Source organism: Testudinibacter sp. TW-1, assembly GCF_050613185.1.
Lineage (GTDB): Bacteria > Pseudomonadota > Gammaproteobacteria > Enterobacterales > Pasteurellaceae > Chelonobacter.
Genome location: NZ_CP192511.1, coordinates 1,935,296 through 1,952,221, shown reverse-complemented (window position 1 = coordinate 1,952,221; position 16,926 = coordinate 1,935,296). Strand labels below are relative to the sequence as shown.

At 50.1% G+C, this 16,926-nt stretch carries 14 protein-coding genes; all 14 read right to left on the bottom strand.

Annotated elements, in window-relative coordinates:
- Window positions 1–37: 37 nt before the first annotated feature.
- Complete coding sequence (locus tag ACQ31U_RS09375) at window positions 38–256, bottom strand: DUF1107 family protein (RefSeq protein WP_431051448.1); 219 nt, start codon at window positions 254–256, stop codon at window positions 38–40.
- Window positions 257–434: 178 nt separating this feature from the next.
- A complete protein-coding gene (aroG, locus tag ACQ31U_RS09370) occupies window positions 435–1,493 on the bottom strand; it encodes a 3-deoxy-7-phosphoheptulonate synthase AroG (RefSeq protein ID WP_431051446.1) in 1,059 nt (352 codons plus the stop codon).
- Between the two features lie 274 nt (window positions 1,494–1,767).
- Window positions 1,768–3,021 carry a lipoprotein-releasing ABC transporter permease subunit LolE gene (lolE, locus tag ACQ31U_RS09365; RefSeq protein WP_431051444.1) on the bottom strand — a complete coding sequence of 418 codons (1,254 nt, stop codon included), beginning with the start codon at window positions 3,019–3,021 and terminating at the stop codon, window positions 1,768–1,770.
- A gap of 16 nt (window positions 3,022–3,037) precedes the next feature.
- Window positions 3,038–3,724: a lipoprotein-releasing ABC transporter ATP-binding protein LolD gene (lolD, locus tag ACQ31U_RS09360; protein WP_431054321.1), complete on the bottom strand. Its 687-nt coding sequence runs from the start codon at window positions 3,722–3,724 to the stop codon at window positions 3,038–3,040.
- 48 nt (window positions 3,725–3,772) lie between these two features.
- Window positions 3,773–4,957, bottom strand: a complete 1,185-nt coding sequence (locus ACQ31U_RS09355; protein ID WP_431051442.1) for a lipoprotein-releasing ABC transporter permease subunit — start codon at window positions 4,955–4,957, stop codon at window positions 3,773–3,775.
- Window positions 4,958–4,969: 12 nt separating this feature from the next.
- The gene (locus ACQ31U_RS09350) at window positions 4,970–5,914 is read right to left on the bottom strand and encodes a 2-hydroxyacid dehydrogenase (RefSeq protein WP_431051440.1); all 945 of its coding nucleotides are present in this window, start codon (window positions 5,912–5,914) and stop codon (window positions 4,970–4,972) included.
- Between the two features lie 87 nt (window positions 5,915–6,001).
- Window positions 6,002–6,835 (bottom strand): SirB1 family protein, encoded by an 834-nt coding sequence (locus ACQ31U_RS09345; protein WP_431051438.1) that lies wholly within the window; start codon window positions 6,833–6,835, stop codon window positions 6,002–6,004.
- An 18-nt stretch (window positions 6,836–6,853) separates the two neighbouring features.
- A complete protein-coding gene (gene prmC, locus ACQ31U_RS09340) occupies window positions 6,854–7,714 on the bottom strand; it encodes a peptide chain release factor N(5)-glutamine methyltransferase (protein WP_431051437.1) in 861 nt (286 codons plus the stop codon).
- 82 nt (window positions 7,715–7,796) lie between these two features.
- The gene (prfA, locus tag ACQ31U_RS09335) at window positions 7,797–8,879 is read right to left on the bottom strand and encodes a peptide chain release factor 1 (RefSeq protein ID WP_431051435.1); all 1,083 of its coding nucleotides are present in this window, start codon (window positions 8,877–8,879) and stop codon (window positions 7,797–7,799) included.
- Window positions 8,880–8,976: 97 nt separating this feature from the next.
- Complete coding sequence (gene hemA, locus ACQ31U_RS09330) at window positions 8,977–10,293, bottom strand: glutamyl-tRNA reductase (RefSeq protein ID WP_431051433.1); 1,317 nt, start codon at window positions 10,291–10,293, stop codon at window positions 8,977–8,979.
- A 181-nt stretch (window positions 10,294–10,474) separates the two neighbouring features.
- The gene (locus ACQ31U_RS09325) at window positions 10,475–11,938 is read right to left on the bottom strand and encodes an efflux transporter outer membrane subunit (protein WP_431051431.1); all 1,464 of its coding nucleotides are present in this window, start codon (window positions 11,936–11,938) and stop codon (window positions 10,475–10,477) included.
- Between the two features lie 32 nt (window positions 11,939–11,970).
- Window positions 11,971–13,095, bottom strand: a complete 1,125-nt coding sequence (locus ACQ31U_RS09320) for an ABC-2 transporter permease (protein WP_431051429.1) — start codon at window positions 13,093–13,095, stop codon at window positions 11,971–11,973.
- A 1-nt stretch (window position 13,096) separates the two neighbouring features.
- Entirely contained in the window at window positions 13,097–15,859 is a 2,763-nt protein-coding gene (rbbA, locus tag ACQ31U_RS09315) for a ribosome-associated ATPase/putative transporter RbbA (RefSeq protein ID WP_431051427.1), read from the bottom strand.
- A 27-nt stretch (window positions 15,860–15,886) separates the two neighbouring features.
- A complete protein-coding gene (locus tag ACQ31U_RS09310) occupies window positions 15,887–16,855 on the bottom strand; it encodes an HlyD family secretion protein (RefSeq protein ID WP_431051425.1) in 969 nt (322 codons plus the stop codon).
- Window positions 16,856–16,926: the final 71 nt, after the last annotated feature.

Sequence of the window (16,926 nt, the reverse complement as noted above, 5' to 3'; positions counted from 1 at the left end):
ACGGTTAAGCTAACGGGTTTCTGAATTCAAGTACAAACTATGTTGCCAAAGCTTCCTGTTGCAAGTGTTTTATATGTCGGTTTATTTCCGACATCACACTGAATTTTTTAAGATTTTTCACTTTGGGTAACACAATTTTGCCTTGTTCAAATTCGAACAGTCCGACACCACTGATAAAAAAAGTACCGGAAAAGAGAATTTTGACATAACGGGCGATTTGAAAAGGATTGTAGCGTTGAAATACTCTGACTTGCATAGCGTCTCCTACGAATTTGCTAGTGTATTTTCTTTATTTTAAATTCCGCACTACTTTTGACTACTGTCATGAATGATGGTTCATTTTTTATTTTATACAAAAAGAGCGGTTAAATCTCATCAATCAACCGCTCTTTTGAAGTGGATCACATTATTTTATCACGATGTTATTACAGTGATTATTTTGTTGCGCGGCGTGCTTTGACCGCACTTGCCAAGTTGCGTAAAAGCTGTTCGCTGTCTGCCCAACCTATGCAGCCGTCGGTGATACTTTGTCCGTAAACCAGCGCTTTGCCGTCCGTTAAATCTTGGCGACCTTCCACCAAATGACTTTCGATCATCACACCGAAAATTTGCTTCGAACCGTTGGCAATTTGGCTGCAAACATCGGCAGAGACATCAAGCTGTTCTTTGAATTTTTTATGGCTGTTGGCATGGCTGAAATCGACCATCACGTGCGCTTTTTTGCCGGCTTTGGCTAAGGCTTGGCACACGTCCGCCACCGATTGCGCATCAAAATTAGTATTGTTATCGCCACCGCGCAAAATGATGTGGCAATCGTTGTTGCCTTTGGTGGTGACAATCGCCGAATGCCCGAATTTCGTCACCGACAAAAAATTATGCGGCGCTTCGGCGGCACCGATTGCGTCAAGTGCCACCCGTACGCTGCCGTTGGTCGCATTTTTAAAACCCACGCCGCAAGACAAGCCGGAAGCCAGCTCCCGGTGCACTTGCGATTCGGTGGTGCGCGCGCCGATGGCGCCCCAACTCATAAAATCCGCCACATATTGCGGCGTGATCATATCCAAAAATTCACCGGCTGCCGGCACGCCTAAATCGTTAATATCCGATAAAACTTTGCGCGCAATGCGTAAACCGTCATTGAGCTGGTAACTGTCATCCAAATACGGATCATTGATTAAACCTTTCCAACCAACGGTGGTGCGCGGTTTTTCAAAATAAACGCGCATGATAATTTCCAGTTCGCCGCTTAATTCGGCACGCATTTGTTTGATTTTTTCAGCATATTCCAATGCCGCTTGCGGATCGTGAATGGAGCAAGGTCCGATGATCACCAACAAACGATCATCATTACCATGGATAATCTCATGGGCTTTTTGGCGGGTGGATTCAACGGTTTGCACCGCCACATCACTGGCCGGATATTTTTCCAATAACGCTACCGGCGGCAGTAATTGCTGGATATTGGCAATGCGTAAATCGTCGTTCTTATACATCGTGTTCGTCCCTAGTTGTAAACAATAAAATAGTCATTAATATATTGATTAATTTGGTAATATTTTAAATTCTGATTGTAGGGGCGGATTATATATCCGCCCGAACCGCACTTTGCACCTACCCACAATCAATTAACTACAAATACCGCACTTCGTAAACGGGCGGATATATAATCCGCCCCTATCCTACTTCGCTAATTTATCAATAAAGTGAAAATCAGGTTGTAAGTCTAACATTTATCTTTGCACTAGTAAACTAGTTCATCAATACAAATCAATAACTGCTCAACACCGCCGCCGGTTGTAATTTTGCCGCCCTTGCTGCCGGATAAAGACTGGCGATCAAACTCAGCAGCAACGCGGAAAGCAGCACTAAACCGACATCGTTCCAGTGCAACTCACTCGGCAGGAAATCAACAAAATAAATGCCGTCGGATAAGATTTGAGTGTGCAGCAAGGCTTCAATACCTTTAATTATCCCGGTTAAATTTAACGCCAACAGCACCCCGAGCATAATCCCGATTAAGCAGCCTTTCATACCCGACAATAAACCGTAGCTGATGAAAATACCGCGGATAAAGCCGTTATTCGCGCCCAAGGTGCGCATAATCGCAATATCGCCCTGCTTGTCTTTCACCGCCATAATCAAGGTGGAAACAATATTAAAACACGCCACCCCGATCACCAGCACCATGGCGATATACATCACGCTACGGATCATCTGAATATCGCGGTACATATAGCCGAATTTACCGAGCCAGCTGGTGGCGGTCAGTTGCTGCGGATAATCATGCAGGCTGCTGTAATCGATTTGATTGACCTGAAACGGATCGCGCAACGCGATTTCAATGCCCGTCGCTTGCCGTGTGGTCATGCCTAAATATTCACGCGCGGTGGCAATCGGCAGCAAAGCAAAACTGTGATCCAGTTGTCCGTCTAAACGCAAAATGCCGCTGACCGGCAAACGAAAGCGCCTCGGCTGACTGCTCGCCATATTATCGCTCGCCTGTGACAACAGCAGCGACACGCTATCGCCGACCTGCACATCCAATTCGCGCGCAATGGCTGCACCGAGAATCAAGCCCGATTGCGCGCCGAAATCCGCCCAACGGTTATCCTGCACAAACTGCCCCATTGCGCTGACCTGATCTTGCAGATTTTTCTCCACTCCACGCAATTGCGCCACTTTCAAACGGTTGCCGTTTTCGATCAACGCAGTGAAACTGACATAGGGCGCAATGCCTTTCACTATCGGCTGCGAAGCCAAACGTTGCGCCAAGTTTTGCCAATCGTGAATTTCGCTCGCTTGGTTCGCGCTTTGATAGGCATTAATTTCAATATTCGGCACCACCGCCAACACACGCTGGCGCAGTTCACGTTCGAAGCCGTTCATTGCGCTTAAACCGATAATCAGCACCGCCACCCCAAGCGCAATGCCAAGGGTGGAAAATGCCGAAATCAGGCTGACCAAGCGGTTATTCTGTTTGCCGCGTTGATAACGCCAGGCGATAAAAAAGGGCGTATTCATTTTATTCACTCCCTTTTTACTGATCCGCGCGCAATACGCCGTCTTGCATCACCATGCGGCGCGACAGCTTGTTGGCAAGATTCATATCATGGGTGACCAACAAAAAACCGATCTGCTGTTCTTGATTCAGTTGTTGAATCAGCTCAAAAATACTTTCTGTGGTTTTGCGATCCAAATTGCCGGTCGGTTCGTCGGCAAGCACCAGCGCCGGACGATTGACCAAGGCGCGCGCAATCGCCACCCGTTGCCGTTCGCCGCCGGACAATGCCGACGGGCGGTGCGAAGTGCGGTGCGACAGCCCGACCGCACTTAACATCTGTTCGGCACGATCTCCGGCTTCGCTTTTATTTTGTCTCCCAATCAGCAACGGCATCATCACATTCTCAAGTGCGGTAAAATCCGCCATCAGATGATGAAATTGATAAACAAAGCCCAAATAACGGTTGCGCAATTCCGCCAATTTATCGGCGGACAGCGCAAACACATTTTCACCGTTCAGCACCACCTCGCCGCTATCGGCGCGATCCAAACCGCCCAACACATGCAGCAAGGTGCTTTTTCCCGATCCCGAACTGCCGACAATCGCCACCAGTTCGCTCGGCTGCATGGCAAAGCTGACCCGTTTCAACACCTCGGTTCGGTTGTCGCCCTCTTGATAGGATTTGCACAGATTACGGCACGCCAAAAGTGCGGTTTTATTCATTGTTTGTGGCAGGATCTGGTTCATAATCGTTCTCAATTATTGGTAGCATTATTCGTAACGTAGTGCGTCGGCAGGCTCGATTTTGGCTGCACGATAAGCCGGATAAAGGGTGGATAATAAGGTTAAACTTAAAGTGACAAGCACAATCAGCGCCAGTTGCGCCCCGTCGAACAGCACCGGCAAAGCAACCGCACTTTGACTGAGTGCGCTGATAATCCGATTGATATATTGCGCCACCACTACGCCCAAGCCGCAACCGAGCAACGTGCCGATCAGCCCGACCAATAAGCCCTGAAAAATAAAAATCTGCATTACCTGCCGTTTTTTCATGCCTTGGGTTTGCAAAATCGCAATTTCGCCCTGTTTATCCAGCACCATCAAGCTCAAGGAAGTGACGATATTGGCAATCGCCACCACGATAATCAGCCCGATCAGCAAGCCCATCATGTTTTTTTCCATCGCCACCGCTTGGAAAAATTCGCCTTTCTGTTCGCGCCAATCAGCGATTTTCCACTCGTTTGGCGGGAAATAATCTTGGAGTTCGGTAATTTTAAACGGATCGTCGAGGAACAAGCGAATACCTTGCACTTCCTCCGGCGGAATACGCAGCAAACGCCCGACATCTTGAATATTGGCATACACTTGGCGTTGATCGCTGTTCATGCCGCCGTTCAGAATGGCGGAAACGGTAAACAAGCGCTGCACCGGCACGCGCCCGAACGGGGTATATTGGCTGTTCGCCGCCAACATCACCCGCACTTTGTCGCCGACCTTCAGTTTGAGCTCGTTTGCCAACGTTGTGCCAAGCAAAATATGGTAATCACTCGGCGCCAGTAGTTGCGTCAAATCCAATTCGTCCCATGTTAAAATCGGATCGTCTGCCACATCGGACACGCCGATAATCCGCGCGGCGCCAAGTCCCGTAGCACTTTGCAAAATCACATCGCTGTTGTTGATCCCGACCGCACTTTGCACAAATGGCGGCAATGGATCCAAGTTAAAATCCGCCGCCAAATTGCCCGCTAACGGTTGAATCACCGCATGCGGCAAGGTGCTGAGTACATTTTCTTTTTGTTGCTGTTGCAAACCGTTCATCACCGACAGCACAATCACCAACGCCATCACGCCCAGCACAATGCCGATACTGCCAAGCCAGGTCACCACGCGTCCGAAACGATCCGCACTTTTGGATCGCCAATAACGCCATGCGATAAACAGCGGTACAGAACTCAATTTGGCTCCCACTTATTTTAAACTCGCGGCGAACTGCTCAATATTATCACGCACTTTGCCGACTAAAATTTCCACCGCCGAATCCGCCGCCCAGGCGATATGCGGTGTCACCAGCAGATTCGGCAACACTTTTGCCGCTTCCATCACCACATTGCCTTTTTCCGGCGGCTCTTTGATCATCACGTCAATCGCCGCGCCACCGAGCTGACCGTTCTTTAATGCCGCAACCAAGGCGTTTTCATCAACCAATGGTCCACGTCCGGTGTTGATTAAAAACGCGCCTTTTTTCATTAATGCCAAGGTTTCCGCGTTGATTAAATTTTGTGTGGTAGGGGTGAGCGGGCAATGCAACGTCACGAAATCCGCTTGCGCCAAGACTTCATTAAACGGCGTATAACCGTCGCGGCAGGTGGCGGCGTCTTTGTGTTCGGCATATAACACTTTCATGCCGACCGCACTTGCCAAATGTCCGACCTCGCTGCCGAGATTGCCTTTGCCGAAAATGCCAATCACCGAATTGCGCACGTCGGTGAGCGGATAATCAAAATAGCAGAACTGTTTGTTTTCCACCCAACGATCAGTCAGTTGATCGCGATACCAACCCATTAAACTGTGTTTCAAGGCAAAAATCATACCTAATACGTGTTCCGGCACGCACACCGACGAATACCCGGCAACATTTTTAACCGTGATCCCCAACTCTTTGGCGGCTTCCAAATCGACGTTATTGGTGCCGGTGGCGGTGACGGCAACCAATTTTAAATTCGGCAGCTGTTGCATTAATTCTTTGGTAATCAGCACCTTGTTGGTCACGGCAACATCGGCGCCTTGTAAACGCCCAAGGGTCTGTTCCGGATCGGTCGCGGCATAAGCGATCCATTCATGTTCAATAGCCGGACGGGGAATCGGAATGTGTTTCGGTAAAGAACTGCTGTCTAAATGCACAATTTTTAACATAGGTCGCTCGCTTAGTTAAGTTGAAATAAGAATAAAAGGTTGTGATCAACCCCTTAAGCCAATCACAACCGCACTTTGATTAATCGGTTAATGAACCGAATAGTTGACGTCCAGCCCGCCCATAATTTGATCGCGTAATAAATCGGCCATCGGATCTGTCGGACAGCGTTGTACAAAAAATCTAAAATCCGCCACGGCCTCTTTGGTACAGCCTAAAGTTGCCATTACCAAACCGCGATCACGGATTTCATACGGGTTTTTCGGATTCAATTTTAAGCGCTCATTGATATAACGCAGTGCTTCATCCGTCCGCTCTTCACGGATCAGACCGTTTTTAAGATGTTGCGCCAAGTGTGCTTTCAGCGTTTCCAGCGCTTTGTCATCCGCCGGGGATATATCGTAGATTTCCGGCAATTTATAAAACCCGATATAGTCGGCAATCCACTGATTCAGTACTTCTTGCTGCACGGTTTGCCCGTCGACAGGATTAATCAACAGCATTTTCCCCTCAATGTCGGCGCGCAATAACAGCTGTGTCGAAAAATTCACCGGAAAGAGCGGTAAATTCAGGCGTTCTGCCAAGAACAAAACCAATGCGCCGAGGCTGAGATCCGCACCTAATTTTTTCTCAAGCAACTTATCAATCAATAAACAATCCGCCGGGAAATGATAAGGATCTTCATCGCAAACAAATGCCCAATCCTGATAGACCAATTGCATTAATTGCTGAATTTGCGCCTGCAAATCTTGTGTTTGATCAATTGCCGTCCGTGCTTTTTCTGCCAACGCGTCCAATTGCGCCGATACATGCCGCACCTGCGGTTCGGCTTGGGTGATTTCATAGACTTCAAGCAAATAAGTCATTAATGCTTGTTGTGATTGCCGTTGTTGCTCGCTCAATGGATAAAATTCTATTTTCATCTTATCAATCTCTTAATATTAGTTAGGAAAACGTGCCAATGTCACCCGCTCATTATTACCGTAATCTTTAATCGTCTCAATAGCTTGCCAGTGATATTTTTGGAATAAAGATCGCACTTTTTGCCCTTGCTGCCAACCATGCTCCAATAATAACCAGCCGCTTGGTTTTAAATACTGCAAGGCATGCTCGATAATATAGCGTAAATCCGCATAGCCTTGTTCTTCGGCGACCAATGCCGACAATGGCTCAAAACGTACATCGCCGTGAAAAAGATGTTCATCTTGTTCGTCAATATAAGGCGGATTACTGACAATCATATCGAATACACAATTTTGATCAAGTTTACTGAACCAGTCGCTTTGCAAAAAAGTAACATTGCGAATCTGATTTTTAAACTGATTTTCCTGCGCCAATGCCACCGCCTGCGCTATTTTATCCACGCCGACCACCTGCACCGCGTCCGCAAATTCCTGCGCCAACGCCAACGCAATGGCGCCTGAACCAGTGCCTAAATCCAAAATACGATACGGTTTGACCGCACTTTGCGCCAAATCCGCTGCAATCAGGCTACGGGCTTTTTCGACCAACACTTCGGTGTCGGGGCGCGGGATTAAAGTGTGCGGGGAAACCTTTAACGACAGCGACCAGAACTCTTTTTCACCCAGAATATAAGCCATCGGTTCACCGTTGAGCCGGCGCTGTAAAAGTGCGGTCAGGCGTTGCCGTTGCCCGTGATTTAATTCGCTTTCGCCGAATGCCATAATCGAGGCGCGGCTGCGTTGGGTTACCTGTTGCAATAACAGTTGTGCATCGAGTTTAGCGCTCTCGCTGTGATGAAGTTGTGCTTGTGCAAATTCAAGCCATTGTTGATAGGTCATTGTTTGCTCGCTATTTCAAGCAAGGAATTTGAGGCGGGGCAAGCCCCACCCGAGATTTATTTTGCTGTTGAAAAAAGGGATTCTAATTCCCTTCCGACAACGCCGCCAGCTGATCGGCTTGGTATTCGGTGATAATCGGCTGGATCAGCTCTTCCATTTTGCCGTTCATCACTTCGTCCAAGCGATATAACGTCAGATTGATACGGTGATCGGTAACCCGCCCTTGCGGATAGTTGTAAGTACGGATCTTATCGGAGCGATCACCGCTGCCGAGCAAATCACGGCGGGTGCTGGAGACTTCCGCTGCGCGGCGTTCTTCTTCCGCTTTGACAATCCGCGCCGCCAACACCGACATCGCTTTGGCTTTGTTTTTATGTTGCGAACGCTCGTCCTGACACTCGACCACGATTCCGGTCGGCAAGTGCGTGATCCGCACCGCCGAGTCGGTGGTATTAACGTGCTGTCCGCCCGCACCGGAAGAGCGGTAGGTATCAATTTTCAGATCGGACGGATTGATCTCCGGCAATTCCGATTCCGGCAGTTCCGGCATTACCGCGACGGTGCAAGCGGAAGTGTGAATCCGCCCTTGCGATTCGGTTTTCGGCACGCGCTGCACCCGATGTCCGCCGGATTCGAATTTGAGCTGTCCGTACACGCCGTCGCCGCTGACTTTCATGATAATCTCTTTATAGCCGCCCTGCTCGCTTTCGTTGGCACTCATCACTTCCACCCGCCAACGTTTAAGCTCGGCATAACGGCTGTACATACGGAACAGATCACCGCTGAAAATGCCCGCTTCGTCGCCACCGGTGCCGGCGCGGATTTCCAGAAAGCAGTTGTATTCGTCATTCGGATCTTTCGGCAACAGCAACACTTGCAGCTGTTGTTCCACCTGCTCGATTTCGGCCCGCGATTCGTCGATCTCTTCCATCGCCATTTCGCGCATACTCGGATCGTCCAGCAGCATTTGCGCTTCTTCCAAGTTGCTTTGCAATTTGTTCCAGCGGCTGAAACACTGCACCACATCTTCCAGCTGCGCATACTCTTTGGAATAGGCGCGGAATTTGTCTTGATCGTTAATCACGCCCGGATCGCCCAACAGGGCTTGCAGTTCTTCGTAACGCTCTTGTAAATTTTCCAATTTGGTAATAATTGACGGTTTCATTGGATTCCTTAAGTATGAAACAGATAAATCCTAGCTATTTTAGCTGAAATTTAAGAGAAATGCTGATCAAAATCAGCCAATCGGGCAATTCGATTCACTAGTTTTCGTGTTCGGTGCCGACATCGACAATGCCAAGTGCGGTTGAAAAGTGTTGTAAACCCTCACTGTCGCCGGATTTCACCAAGCCTTGAATCGCTTGGGTCGGCGCATGCAACAAACGGTTGGTGAGTTTGTAACTCAACTCCTGTAACACTTTTTCTTGATCTTGCCCCTGTTGAAGTGCACTCAGGGCTTTGCTTAGCAAGGCTTGCCGCGTTTCTTCCGCTTGATCGCGATATTTACGGATCAAATTCGAGGATTGGTGCAGTTTCAGCCAATGGAAAAAATCTTGGCTCTCCTGTTGAATAATCTGCTCCGCCTGTTCGGAGGCTTTTTGCCGCTGTGCCAGATTATGCTGAATAATGTGTTGCAAGTCGTCCACGCTGTAATGATAGACCGCGTCAACCTCCGTGACCTGTTCTTCCACATCGCGCGGCACGGCAATATCAATAATCAACATCGAGCGGTACTTGCGCTGTTTTTGCGCCTGTTTCACCATTTCCGCCGTGATCAGCGGTTGATCGCTGGCGGTCGAGGTGATCACGATATCGGCGCGGTTAAGCCCCTGTTGCAACTGATCCAGCGGCAGCAATTGCATTGCACCGACCCGTTCGCTCAACGCTTGCGCACGCTTCAACGTGCGGTTGGCGATAATAATTTTCTCCGCCCCTTGTTGGAACAAATAGCGGCTGACCAGTTCAATGGTTTCCCCTGCCCCGACCAGTAAAATCGTCAGCGGTTGCAACGAGTCGAAAATCTGTTTTGCCAGGCTGGTCGCCGCATACGCCACCGAAACCGCACTTCCGCCGATGTCGGTTTCGCTGCGCACCCGTTTGGCGGTGGCAAAGGTTTTTTGGAACAGACGCGAAAACTCGCCGCTGAGGTTTTGCCGATAGACGCTTTCGCTGGCTTGGTAGGCTTGCTTCACCTGCCCCAAAATTTGCGGTTCGCCCAAAATCAACGAATCCAAGCCGCACGCCACCCGCATTAAATGGCGGGTCGCCGCCGAATTTTGCGCCAGATAGAGATTATCACGCACTTGATCCGCACTCAGCCCGTGAAACTGCACAAACCATTGGATAATCCGCTCCAGCCATTGCTGATTTTGCGCGCTCTCTTCTTGCGGCGAGATGTGGCGGTTATGCAGATATAACTCGGTACGGTTGCAAGTGGACAACACCACCGCACTTTCCGCCAAATCCGTCTGCCGAATCTGCCGCAACGCCGACAGCCGCTTTTCATCACTGAAAGCGACTTTTTCGCGCAGCTCGACCGGTGCGGTTTTGTGGTTGATACCAAGTGCCAAAATTGCCATAACGGAAACAGCCTACCCATTTCGGGTAGGTTTTTTTATAAATCCTTTATCTATAAAAGAAAATCGTCGTCATAATAACAATGATCAGGACGACGAAAAGAGACTGGCATTTTAATAAATTGTTATAGATTGAGCAAACCGAATCGAAGGTTATTTTGATTCAGCCCCGATTTTTTATCTATTATTGCGATAGTTTTTCCTGCGACGACGGCTCGGCTTGCCAGCCGCCGCCAATCGCTTTGTACAAATTCAGCAAATTTTGTCCGGCGGCTAACCGCACTTTCAGCAGATTTTGCTGATAATCCAATGCGTCCAAACGCGCCCGCAAAGCAACATCCAGCGTTTTATCGCCGTAACGGAACAATTTCTCCGAATCCTGTGCTTGCCGTGCGGCTTTTTGCTGTGCGTGGTTTAACCAGCGAATCTGGTTGGTTAAGGCAAATTGCGCCTGATAACTGCTGTCCACTTCGGCTAACGCCTGTAACAACGACTGATCATATTGCAAAAGTGCGGTTTGCAAGCGCGCGTCCGCCGCCTGAATATTGGCGTCGATCCGCCCCGCGGTGAAAATCGGCAGCTGCACGCCGATACTGCCCAAACCGCCCCAACCTTTCAGTGCCGGCAAATCGCCGTCCAGCTCGATCCGCCCGGTTTGCCATAAAAATTGAATATCAAAGCGCGGCAACAAATCGGCTTTGGCGCTGGCTAATTTGGCGGCATACGCCTGTACCGCGGCGGCATTGGCGCGGATATCCGGGCGTTGTGTCAATAAACTGCCCGGCTGTTGTCCCTGCGGCGGTTGCGGCAAGCGTTGCAACAGATTGGCTTGCCGCATTTGCTTGATATTCAGTTTAAAGCCTTGCGGCACTTGCCCGCTCAGCACGGCAATACTGCGCTGATAAGCGTCAAACTGTGCTTGCAAACCGGTTTGTTGCGCTTGCAGCGCGTCGATTTTCGCCGCGATTTCATTTAATTCATAAGCATTGACTTGCCCCGCCTCGAAACGCCCCTGAATATAACGTTGCAATTGCTGCAAGGTATGTAAAGTGCGGTTGAGAATCTGCTGTTGTTGCAACACACTTTGGGCACGCAAATAGTCATCGGCAATGTCACTGGCAACCAGCATTTGCGTACCGTAAACCCGCTCTTGCGCGCCCAATTCGGCATATTTGGCGGCATCGACGTCACTGCGTTTTTGCCCGAAAATATCCGGTTCCCAAGAGGCTGCCACGCCACCCAAAATCGCATGCCCTTTGGCGGAGAAATCATCATTGCCCGTCACTTGGCGTACTGCTGGCGGCAGATTATTATCCAGTTGCATGCGCTGCCCGCCCAAACTGCCGCTGGCGCCCACTTTCGGCGCTAACTCGGCGCCCGCCAGCGCAGAGATCGCCCGTGCTTCCTGCAAGCGGCTTTGTGCGATCGCCAAATCGAAATTTTGTTGCAATCCGCGTTCAATCAATGCCGTCAATTGCGGATCACGCCACTGCCGCCACCAACGGCTGATTTGTTGGCTGCCTTGCGCCGCGGCGGTCTGTTGATACTGCGACGGCAACTCAATGTTGGAATCCAACGCCACCTGCGTATTGCTGCAGGCGGTTAGATACAACGAAAGTGCGGTTAACACCCAATAATGCTTTTGCATAAGCTGATCCTTATTCTTTTCTCGCCAAGCGATTAATTCTGCCGTGCCAACATCGAACGGAAACGCACGATTGCCAGCGTCACAAAGCCGGCGCCCATAATCGCCATTATCACCAAGCGGTGCCAAATCGTTTCCCAACCGGCGCCGCGAAACAGCACGTCCTGGCTGATCGCCACAAATTGGGTCAGCGGCGAAAACGACATGATGTCCTGCACCAACGGCGGCATGCTCTCAAACGGCGAAGTACCGCCGGAAAGCAGATACAACACGATATACACCGGAATGCACAGCAGGCTGAATTGCGGCATGGTCGGCGCTTGCGTCGCCAAAAACAGCCCCAAGCCCGCCACCGAAAACAGATAAACCGCTTCACTGAAGGCAAACAACCACAGCGAGCCGTTAATCGGGGCGCCGATGATTTTATGCACCACAAAATAGAGCGACAACATCGCCGCCACTAAAATCACCAAGCTATTGGCTAAAATTTTGGAAAAGGCGATTTCACTGGCGGACACCGGCATCACCAATAAATGTTCAATCGTGCCGTGTTCGCGCTCGCGGATCACCGCCGCGCCGACCAAAATCAGCGCCAACAAACTGGAGTTGCCGGTGATCTGGGTGGTCGGCATAAACCATTCGGTCAATAAATTGCTGTTAAACAGCACATTCACCACCGGTTCAAACGGCAACAATTGCGCACTGTCGGGCAAGCCTAAAAATTGATTGATTTGACGGCTGATAATTTGATTCAAATAATTCGCGCCGACGCCTGCTTGCGTCATCGCGGTCGCATCGACCAGCAATTGCAGTTGCGGTTGTTTGCCTGCCAACAAATCGACGGCAAAATTCGGCGGAATAGTGAGAACAAAGATATACTCGCCGTTATCCATGCTCGAATCGATCCGATCGTCATCGATTTCCACCACCTGTTTGAAATAAGGCGGCAAAATCACATCGCGTAATTGATAAGAAAGTGTCGAATGGTCTTGATCGAACACCGCGACCGAGGCGTTTTTCACCTCGGTGGTGACGCTTTTGCCGATCGAATAAATGGTGAAGGTGAACATGATCACCACCAGCCCGATTAGGGTGACGTCGCTAAACAGGCTGCGCAGTTCTTTCATCGACAAATAATACACATTTTTTAACCACTGCATGTTATTTCTCCTGTTTCTTCAACAACAGACTGGCGGCAGTCAGGTAAGTGACAAAAAACAGCAATAACATGCCGTATAACGGGATAAAGCCGGCGAATCCCAACCCTTTGGTGAAAGCGCCGAGGCTAATCAAGTTGTACCAACTGGTCGGAAAACTCCACCCGATCCAATAACCGGCGCCGGTTAAGGTGGACATCGGATAGAGGAAACCGGAAAAACTGACCGCCGGCACCATACTGATGATCGCCGAGCCGAAAATCGCCGCCACTTGCGATTGCACAAAGGTGGAAACCAGCAATCCAAAGGCAGTGGACGCCAGAATCAAACCCAAGGCGCCCAAGCTCATTGCCCAAAACGAGCCTTTCAACGGAACCCCGACCACAAAAACGGTTAACCCGATCAACACCAGATAACTGAGCAAGGATAACAGCACGTACGGCAGTTGTTTGCCCAATAGATATTGTGTGACCGATGCCGGCGAGGCATATAAATTGGTGATCGAGCCGATCTCTTTTTCGCGCACCACGCCAAGTGCGGTCATCATGCTCGGCACCATCATCAAGGTCAGCATGATCAAGCCCGGCGAAATCGCGTTCACACTGTTAAACGCCTGATTATACATAAACCGCACTTCCAGATCGTACGCCCCCTCCAAGTCGATCCCTTGCTGACGATAGAGCTGCTGCACATATTGCAGCAGAATGCCCTGACTGTAACCGGCGATATTTTCACCGCTAAACGGCATTGAGCCGTCAACATAGAGCGCCAATTGCGGTTTGCGTCGTTGCAACAAATCGCGCCCGAAATGAGGCGGAATTTCCAGCGCCAACCGCACTTTGCCGCCTTTCAGCAAGCCGGAAAGGGTCTGTCTGTCCGGCACTTGTTCCAATAATTCAAAATAATCCGAGGCGGAAAACTGCTCCAATAATTGCCTGCTATGATAGCTTTTATCTTGATCCCAGACGGCGAATTTCAGATTGGTGACATCGAACGAAATCCCCCAACTGCCCGCGAGCAGCAGCACCACCGGACCGAATACCGCAAACAGCAGCCGAATGCGGTCGCGCAACAATTCCTTGCCTTCGCGGATGGCAAACGTCCAAATAATATTGAACCAATAACGCAACCCGAACGAGAGTTGCAATTCCGTATTTTTCCCATTGCCGTGCGGCGATTTTTCCGTTTCCGCTTGCCTGTTCTCGGTATCTGTTGGCGCCTGTTTATCCTCTTGCTCCTGCAAAAACAGGATAAAAGCTTGTTCCAACGTTGCCGCGTTTTTCTCTTTTTGCAATGCTTCCGGCGTGCCGACGCCCAGCACTTTGCCGCGATCCATAAACGAGATCCGATCGCAGCGCTGCGCTTCGTTCATAAAATGGGTGGAAACAAAAATGGTAATCCGATCTTGGCGCGATAATCTCAACAAATATTGCCAAAACATATCGCGCGCCGCCGGATCGACGCCGGAAGTCGGCTCATCCAAAATCAACACTTCGGGATGATGTAAACACGCCGCCGCCAGTTGCAACCGTTGCCGCACCCCGAGGGAAAGTGCGGTCGGCTTGCTTTCCGCCACCTGGTTCAATTCAAATTGGCTCAAGGCTTGTTTCACGGCGTCCTCGCCCTGAGCGCCTTCCAATTGATACAATTTGGCGTGCAGCACCAAATTTTGGCGCACGCTTAATTCTTCGTACAAAGAAAAGGATTGCGACATATAGCCCACCCGTTTGCGGGTTGCCATATCGCCGGCATCGACACTTTTGCCTAACAACTTGGCGCTGCCCGAGGTGGCGTCAAGCAAGCCGGTCAGCATTTTCATGGTGGTGCTTTTACCACAGCCGTTAGAGCCTAAAAAGCCGAAAATTTCGCCTTTGGCAATGCTGAAACTGACGTTATCGACCGCGGTAAAATCGCCGAATTTTTTGCTTAAAGCGTGAGCTTCAATCGCCGGCGGCGAATCGGCTTCCGGCTCAAATGGCGGGATTCGGGAATCGTTCCAATCCGTTTGTTTCTCTTGCGGCAGGAGTTTGATATAGGCTTGTTCCAACGTATCGCAGCCGCTTTGCCGCAACACCTCGCGCGTGGGTTTATTAACCAATAATTTGCCGTCGTCCATCGCCAACAGATATTCAAATTGCTCGGCTTCGTCGATATACGCCGTCGCCACAATCACCGTCATCTCGGGATTTTCTTGCCGCAGTTCGTTGACCAAACGCCAAAATTGCCGGCGCGACAACGGATCAACTCCGGTGGTCGGTTCGTCTAAAATCAGCAATTGCGGATTGTGCACCAACGCACAACAGAGACTGAGTTTTTGTTTCATGCCGCCGGACAGTTTGCCCGCCGCGCGTTCGCGAAACGGCAGTAATCCGGTTGCCTGTAATAAGCGTCGGATACGTTGCTTGCGCTGCCGGCGATTCAAACCGAACAAGCGCGCGTGAAAATCAATATTTTCATCGATTGATAAGGTGGGATAAAGGTTTTTGCCTAAGCCTTGCGGCATAAACGCCACTTTGGTCGAGAGTTCATGCCGTTGCGTTGCGTCGGCTTGATCCAAACCCAATACATGAACCGAACCTTGTTGAATCACTTTGACTCCGGCAATCAAAGATAATAATGTCGACTTGCCAACGCCGTCGGGGCCGATTAAACCAACGGTTTTCCCGCGCGGCAAGCTGAACGAGACGTTATCTAACGCTTGTAATTTTTTATAGTGGTGTGAAACCTGTTCCAGTTTAACTGCTTGGACTTGAGAATCCGCCGGCATAATCACCTTCCTGCTCACCGTCAATCTTTACTGCGGCAAGTTAAGCCGTAACGCTTCAGGCCATTGAGCATTGCTTTCCGTCAAAACATAACCGTTACCGGTCATTCCGCCGCGCAAATAGGCGGAATATTGTTGGGCAATTTCTTTCGGAATTTGTAATTTGACTTTAAATACCAACTTTTCGCGCTCTGCCCGGGTTTCGACATATTTCGGGGTAAACTGGGCGTCGGCGGCGATATAGGTTACGGTTGCCGGAAAAACAAAATCACTGCCGTCCAACACAATCCGTGCTTCGCTATTCAAGGCGATTTTATTCACCGTCGGCGTAGGGAAAAACAGATTCATGCTGACATCATTTAAATTGAGTAAGCTCACTACTTTACCACCGGCGGGGATCACGTTACCGACTTCGGCAAGTTTGTATTCCACCCGCCCGGCTTGCGGCGCCCGCACCGCCATGTCCTGATCGACTGAACTGGCTTGTTCTACCTGCGCTTTCGCCTGTTGCACGGCGGCTTCGGCTTCGCGTTTTGCCGCTTGCACCGCTTGCAATGCCGCATTTGCCGCTGCGTGCTCGGCTTGGCGTTTCTCTAACTCGGAACGGGAAATCAAATTATCACGCCGCATTTTTTGCGCGTTGGCCAAATCCATCTCCGCCACTTTCAGTTGCTGTTGCTGGGCTTCGATTTGTGCTTGCGCGCGGTTGACCGCTTGTTCCGCCTGCGCTTGTTGCGCCTGTGCCGCTGTGAGCTGAGCTTGAACGGTGGCGGAGGATAACGTGGCAAGTAACGCGTTTTTTTCGACCATTTGCCCTTCGCTGACTTCAATTGACTCAACCCGCCCGGCATACAGACTGGCAATGTCCATCCTTGCCAACTCCAAACGCCCGTTGACATGGGCAATATGCGGGTTACTTACTTGCGAATCTTGTTGGACAAACCAGACGGCGCCGCCGACTAATGCGGCAATAGGCAAAATAAAGCGTAATTTTTTCATACTGCACTCCACCGATAACCGGCGCGTAGATCTTTGATCGCCAGATTACAAAAAAGTAGTAACAAGAGTTA